The organism is Eubacterium sp. AF15-50 (assembly GCF_934835595.1).
GTDB classification, from domain to species: Bacteria; Bacillota; Clostridia; order Lachnospirales; family Lachnospiraceae; genus Eubacterium_G; species Eubacterium_G segne.
On the sequence record NZ_CAKVZL010000103.1, the window covers coordinates 1 to 6,737 of the forward strand.

Here is a 6,737-nt window from a genome sequence, read left to right on the forward strand (position 1 = left end):
GGTTTAGAGTATATAGTCTATTTACAGATGGAGATAGTACTGTAAAAATTGAAGATGTAAAATAATTTTAAAATGCGACAAAAAAGTGAAATCCTATAAAAGCTGCCATATGTTCCCCTGAGTTAGGATGGATGTATCCACCTTTTAGGCTGATATTAAAATCAGAGAAGGGAAAGTAACAGACACGGTTTATAACAATTATTGGAAAACGATAAAGAAAGCTATTATTGCCGGAAAGATAGAAGATGATGAAATGTACTGAGTGATGAATTCCGATTATCATATGAGAAATTTAGAAATGTGTTATGGATTCCATTATTTAAAGGTTGGGGATACACAGATGTTTAAGTTTGTCATCTGATAAAGCTGTTATGTTAATGAACAAAAACATAACAGCTTAAAAAATTATCGAGGTGATTAACATAATTGGTCTGCTTGATGCCAGAGGATAGGCGCTGTAACCGTCAGCAATGAATCTGAAGGTTTTGGGAAGTTTTTTAAAATATTTAAGAGCCTGAGAGGTTTTGCGAAGTGATAAACCAAGATTAATGTGAAAGGTCAGGCACAGAGACATAATATGGGAGTTGTGTTTTGTAAATTTAAGAGAAGATGCATTTTTCGGAAGAGAGGAAATGTCCATCTTAAAGAAACCCACAGTGAACTCACGGTAGATGTAGTGGAGTTTATATTTATTTTTCCCGAAGTATTCTTTCAGATGCTCCGGGTCAACGTTATCAAGGTTGTGGAGATAGTAAGGGCATTTAGGGTTTATACATTTGTGTACACGGAAAAAGGATCTGTCTTTAATAGCAACAAGACTGTGGCTACAGTGCGGACAGAAGAAACGCAATGGGGTTGTGGTGTGTTCCCCGGAAGAGAATGTCTGACCACAGACTTTGCACTGATACTGACCGTTATTCCCATTGTTGTCATATATGTAGTGATGAGGCGCACCACAGACAGGACAGCATATATCTTCGGAAATTGTGCGGCCGTTACGTCTCTGTACAGGTTTCAGAAATTTATGATATTTCCATTCGTAATACTTTAGAAGAAACTGCCAGTCCTGTTTGATGAAAGTTTTGATGACAGGAAGTTCATCGGTTTTGAATTTCTGGTATTTCGGAGAGTGGGAATCGTCAAAAGCCCACTGTCTGAGAGGAATATATCTGCAGATAAAATTTAAAAGCCAGCAGTTTTGTTGGTAAAGGTATTGAATTAATTAAAGTAGATAAAGTATAATGTCCATGAGCATTGTCTCCTTTGTCGTTGTATAAAGTTGATTTCGTCGTTGACATTATACCAAAAAAGGGAGGTCAATGCTCTTTTTATTGCAAACTCCCTAAAAATAAAGGTTTTATAAAGAAAATAGGGTAGTAAATTTGACACTACCATAAAACAAGGAGAGATTCGCATATGGAAAAAGTAATTGAAGTTAGCAATTTAACAAAGGAATACAAGGAAAAAAAGGCGGTTGATAATTTATCCTTTGATGTATACGAAGGGGAAATTTTAGGGCTTTTAGGCCCCAATGGCAGTGGAAAAAGTACAACAATCAATTCTATTTTGGCACTGCTAAAGTATCAGGGAGGCAGTATAAAAATTTTCGGGGAGGAAATGAAACCGGACTCTTATGACATAAAGGCAAAAATAGGTGTAATTTTTCAGGATGTTGCAGTGTTTAACGAATTAAACGTATATGACAACATCAACTATTTTTGTGGCTTGTACATTAAAGATAAAAATACCAGAAAGCAGTATGTGGAAGATGCAATTAATTTAGTAGGTCTTGGGGAATTTAAAAAATACCTGCCAAAGCAGTTATCAGGAGGTCTTTTAAGGAGACTTAATATTGCCTGCGGAATTGCCCACAAGCCAAAGCTGATTTTTTTAGATGAACCTACAGTTGCCGTTGACCCTCAAAGCAGAAATAATATTTTAGACGGTATTAAAAAGTTAAGGGATAATGGGGCAACTATTGTTTACACAACTCATTACATGGAAGAAGTAGAAATCCTTTGCGACAGAATTATTATTTTGGACAAAGGAAAAATAATTGCTCAGGGAACAAGTGAAGAATTAAAGAAAGAGGCTAACATAGAAGAGAAGATACAGCGTGTAGGGCCTACATTAAATGATGTATTTTTAAAACTTACAGGAAAGGAATTAAGAGACTAATGTTTTTACATAATTTAAAATATACAATTAAAACATTGTTTAAAAATAAAATACTAATCTTCTGGACTTTCGCCTTTCCTATTATTCTTGGAATATTTTTTAATATGGCATTTTCTAACATAGAAAAAGATGAAAAATTAAAGGTGTTTGACATTGCCGTAGTTAATGACAGCCAGTTTGAAAATCAGAAAATATATCAGGAGGCATTAAAAGAACTGTCAGCTGATGACAGCGAGAATAAGCTGTTTAACATTAAATATGTTAAAAAAGAAAAGGCGGATTCACTTTTAGATGATTCAGATATAGAAGGTTATATTATATTTAAAAACGAAGAGCCACAGGTGGTGGTAAAGAAAAACGGAACATACCAGACTTTAATTAGGTTTGTTGTAACAGAAATAGGGCAGAACAAGGCTATTATAGAGGATTTGACTAAGAAAACCGTTGAAAATGAAATAGCAAAGGGAAGCACATCATTTGACCCGGAAAAAATTGCCAAAGACATATTGGAAAAGATAAATAATGGACAGGTCAATATGAAAAATATTTCTGCCTCTAATTTAAGCTATATGCAAATTGAATTTTATACCCTTATAGCTATGACGTGTATGTATTGTGGAATGTTAGGACTGACGGCAATTAATAACTGTCTGGCGAATATGAGCAGCAAAGGAAAGAGAATTTCAGTTTCACCTAATAAGAAAAGCATAATTGTTTTAAGCTCGGCAATAGGCTCTTATCTTGTAAGCATGGTGGGAATTGCTATTTTAATACTGTTTTTAAGATTTGTTCTAAAAGTTGATTTTGGAGACAATACCCCTCTTGTGATTCTGCTTTCAGCAGTGGGAGATTTGGCAGGCATTTCAATGGGAGTTTTAATTGCTTCGGTATTTAGGATGTCAGAGGGAGCAAAAACAGGAATAACCATAGCCATTACCATGTTTTTGTCGGTACTATCAGGTATGATGGGAGTTACTCTCAAGTATGTAATTGACAAAAACGTGCCGGTTATAAATCTGATTAATCCTAACAATTTAATTACAGACGGATTTTATTCACTGTATTATTACGATACATTAGACAGATATTTAAGGGATGTTACATACTTACTGGTATTTGTTGTAATCTGCCTGACAATTTCTTTCATAAGTTTAAGGAGGGAAAAGTATGACAGTATTTAAAACAATTCTTAAAATTTTAAATAAATTAAAGGGAATGCTGATTTTATATACGGTAATGTTAGTTGCCATTACAGCCATAAATCAGTCGGCAGGCAACAGCACCACTAATTTTGAAGAGTCAAAACCGGATATTTTAATTGTAAATGATGACAATAACAACACTGTTACTGAAGGATTTGTAGATTATGTCAGCAAACATTGTAAAATAGCGGGCATAGATACAAAGGACAAGGAAAAGATGGATGATGCACTTTTCTACAGAGATGTAAATTTTGTGATTTATATACCAAAAAAATTTGGAGAAGATTTGTTAAATGGTAAAAATCCGGAAATTAAATACAAAACAACAGGAGATGAGTATGCATCTTACAGCGAAATGCTGGTGGAAAAATACATAAAGACAGTGCTGGTTTATAAAGATTACTATAGTGGAAGTGAATTAGTAAGGAAGGTAAATAGTGCTGTGGAAACTGAGGCTAAAGTTACGATTAAAAGTTCTCTTGATACTTCAAAGTTAGGAAGCATGACCAGTTACTTTAATTTCCTAAATTACGCTCTTTTAGCCGGATGCGTGTATTGCATTAGCATGATTTTAGCCAGTATTAATGAAGAAAATGTTAGAAAACGAACCATTATCAGTAGCTTCAGCTACAAAAAATATAATAGAATTGTACTATTTTCAAATGCCATTGTTATTCTGGCAATGTGGGTGTTATATATGATTTTAAGTGCTATTCTCTTTAAAAATTCAATGTTTACATCAAATGGTTTGGCATATGTAATAAATTCTTTTATATTTGCCATATGCAGTCTGACAATTGGATTTTTAATAGGAAACATTACTCAAAACAAAAATGCCATAGGCGGCATAGTAAATGTAATTGCTCTTGGAACTTCATTTTTGTGCGGTTGTTTCGTACCTTTTGAATATATGCCGGACTATGTACTAAAAATAGCCCATGTTCTTCCAACATATTATTTTGTGGAAAACAATGAGTTGATAAAAAGTATGGAAACATTGAACTTTAACGGAATAAAACCGTTGCTTATTAACGGTGGGATTGTTATAGGATTTAGTGTGGTATTTATAATTCTGACAAATCTTGTAAGCAGGAAAAAGCAGGTAGTTGGTTAAATGAAAAATTTAGTGGCAGTGAAAGGACAGTTTCTATCAGGTAGAAATCATTCTTTTGCTGCCACTGTTTTTTTTATCAATATAAACTTCGGAAATATAATTATACCTCCGTATTAATATCAATAATAATTTTATTACATCTCCTACATAAATAAGCATCAACATAAGTCTGGGTTAAAAAACTGGTGAGTTTTACGTTTTTTGAACGACGTTCATTAGATTTCCATTTTAACGCATATCTGTCTTGCTTCAGTTTACCTTCTTCCATTTTAGCATTACAATACGGACATTCCATAATTATTCACCTCCTGTAGTTTCAAATTATCATAGGAATAAAAAATTACTTTTAATTTATGTTTAAAGAGTACCATTGGAAAAATTTATTGTCAATAATAGTCGTTGCTTAAAGAAATTTTAGATAATATAATATAGAAGAGAACTATGGTTGAGGTCAGCAGAAAAGAACCTGAAGTAAAATAAATAAAAGTTACATAGGAAAGGAAAAGTTATGAAAAATAAGCTTAAGTTAAACGGAATTTTATTAATATTAGCATTATTGGTTGTATGTACAATAACTGCAGCTAACATGGCTAAGGCAGCAGGAACGGTGGTATATGATTATAACAACACCACATTTGGACAAAGGACCAAAGATGATGTGGCAGCAGAGTATTCAAAGGCAAAAAATGCAGGGGAGACGTATGTTGACGGGCAGGAATCTACATATTATTCCACACCGGCATCCATAGAGGCACCATACAATCAGGGAATTTTAACAGATGATACATTAGCTTCTATGGAGGCAATGACTAATTTTTACAGATATCTTACAGGGGCAAAGCCTCTTTTGAAAAAATGCGTTCAAAATGAGTCATTGCAGTATCAGGCTTTAGATAGAAACTTTCAATTTGACCATTATATAAGTAATAGCAGTAAGCCAGATGACATGGATGATGAATTGTGGCAAAAAGGTTTTAATCTTGACCATAATATACTTGCCATTTATGCAACTCCTTTCGGTTCAATTACCAGTTGGATGAATGAAGGATATAGTCTGTCAAATGGAACATGGGATACAACAGGACACAGAATGGCATTGATTTCACCTCAATATTCAAGTGTCCAGTTTGGATATAGCGGACATGTTTCCATTGGAAAAATATGTGAAAGCAGGAATACCGGATACACAGAGCCTTTTTCAGCATTTCCGGCAGCAGGTTATATGCCTAATAATGTTGTGTATCCTGATGAATGTGTATGGTCAACTTATTTAAATAAAGATTATGTAAAGGTTCAGAACCCGGGAAATGTTTTAATTACGGTAAAGAACCTTACAACAGGAGAAAGCTATATATGTAAATCTTCGGATTCTACCGCTAGTATATCTACTTCAACTATTGATTTTGTTCAGCCTAAAGATGCAACAAATCATAAATATGTAGATAATTATAGTGTTACCATAACCGGGTTAAAAGATGTAAAAACAGGCGATGATGCCACAATAAAATATGAAGTGAAATTTTTTGATGTGTCACAGCTGGCACAATCTTATGTAAAGAGTGTATCACCGGAGGGCTTTTCTAAATTAGTTGTTTATAAGAGTATGAATGATACAGAGAGTCTTAAAAAAATAGCAGCAGTATTACCTAAAAAGGTAAAGATTGTGGCAGACAGTGGCTTAGAAGCAACAGTTGGTTTAAAGGGTGACTGGGTTTTAGATGAAAAAAATAAATGCTACACAAATGAGGCAAAACCGGAGGATTTGCCGGGAAATATTTCGGATAAATTAGGTATACTTAAAAAGATTTCAGTAACCTATGAAATATCAGATGACAGATATGATGCCTACAACAGGATTGGCATAAAAGGTACGGTAGCAGAAGGTAATACTGTAAAAATGTATGTTTACAGAACTATGATGTCTGCACAACATAGTAAGATTTTTAAAATTTATAATAAGGGAAATGGAATTTATTCAGGCATAGAAAAGTTTGACAGATATATATCAAAGGAATTTGATGCAGAGGAGAGTTCCAAAACAGAGTATCCCTATGATTATTATAATTTTGGCCCGTTAAAGGCTTCAGACAGTGGTGAGTACATTTCCATTTATTATTCTGATGACGAATATTTTAAAGAGGCTTATGTATCTGTATCAATTGTGAATATTAATATAAAGTCGACAGAAACCACAGAGCCGGGAACCACAGAACCGGGAACAACAGAGCCGGGAACCACAAAAC

The 6,737-nt window shown here is 33.9% G+C and carries 6 protein-coding genes; 5 read left to right on the forward strand and 1 reads right to left on the reverse strand.

All coding sequences use genetic code 11. The annotated features are described in order from the left end of the window. The first annotated feature begins 550 nt into the window (after positions 1-550). The 4 genes from Q5O73_RS10680 (at position 551) to Q5O73_RS09500 (ending at position 4,494) form a co-directional block, all read left to right on the forward strand. Positions 551-1,051, forward strand: coding sequence for a hypothetical protein (locus tag Q5O73_RS10680; protein ID WP_368076761.1), 501 nt, complete (start codon positions 551-553; stop codon positions 1,049-1,051). A gap of 365 nt (positions 1,052-1,416) precedes the next feature. Next, positions 1,417-2,178 carry an ABC transporter ATP-binding protein gene (locus tag Q5O73_RS09490; protein ID WP_118589714.1) on the forward strand — a complete coding sequence of 254 codons (762 nt, stop codon included), beginning with the start codon at positions 1,417-1,419 and terminating at the stop codon, positions 2,176-2,178. Further along, a complete protein-coding gene (locus Q5O73_RS09495) occupies positions 2,178-3,359 on the forward strand; it encodes an ABC transporter permease (protein ID WP_302669565.1) in 1,182 nt (393 codons plus the stop codon). Before Q5O73_RS09490 ends, Q5O73_RS09495 begins: the two co-directional genes overlap by 1 nt. Continuing rightward, entirely contained in the window at positions 3,346-4,494 is a 1,149-nt protein-coding gene (locus Q5O73_RS09500) for an ABC transporter permease (protein ID WP_302669566.1), read from the forward strand. Before Q5O73_RS09495 ends, Q5O73_RS09500 begins: the two co-directional genes overlap by 14 nt. A gap of 100 nt (positions 4,495-4,594) precedes the next feature. Here the strand turns inward: Q5O73_RS09500 and Q5O73_RS09505 are convergent, their stop codons facing one another. Beyond that, the gene (locus Q5O73_RS09505) at positions 4,595-4,789 is read right to left on the reverse strand and encodes a PF20097 family protein (protein ID WP_302669567.1); all 195 of its coding nucleotides are present in this window, start codon (positions 4,787-4,789) and stop codon (positions 4,595-4,597) included. A gap of 213 nt (positions 4,790-5,002) precedes the next feature. Between Q5O73_RS09505 and Q5O73_RS09510 the strand changes: the two genes are divergently transcribed. Beyond that, positions 5,003-6,737: hypothetical protein (locus Q5O73_RS09510; protein ID WP_302669568.1), on the forward strand; the 1,735-nt coding region annotated here is incomplete at its 3' end.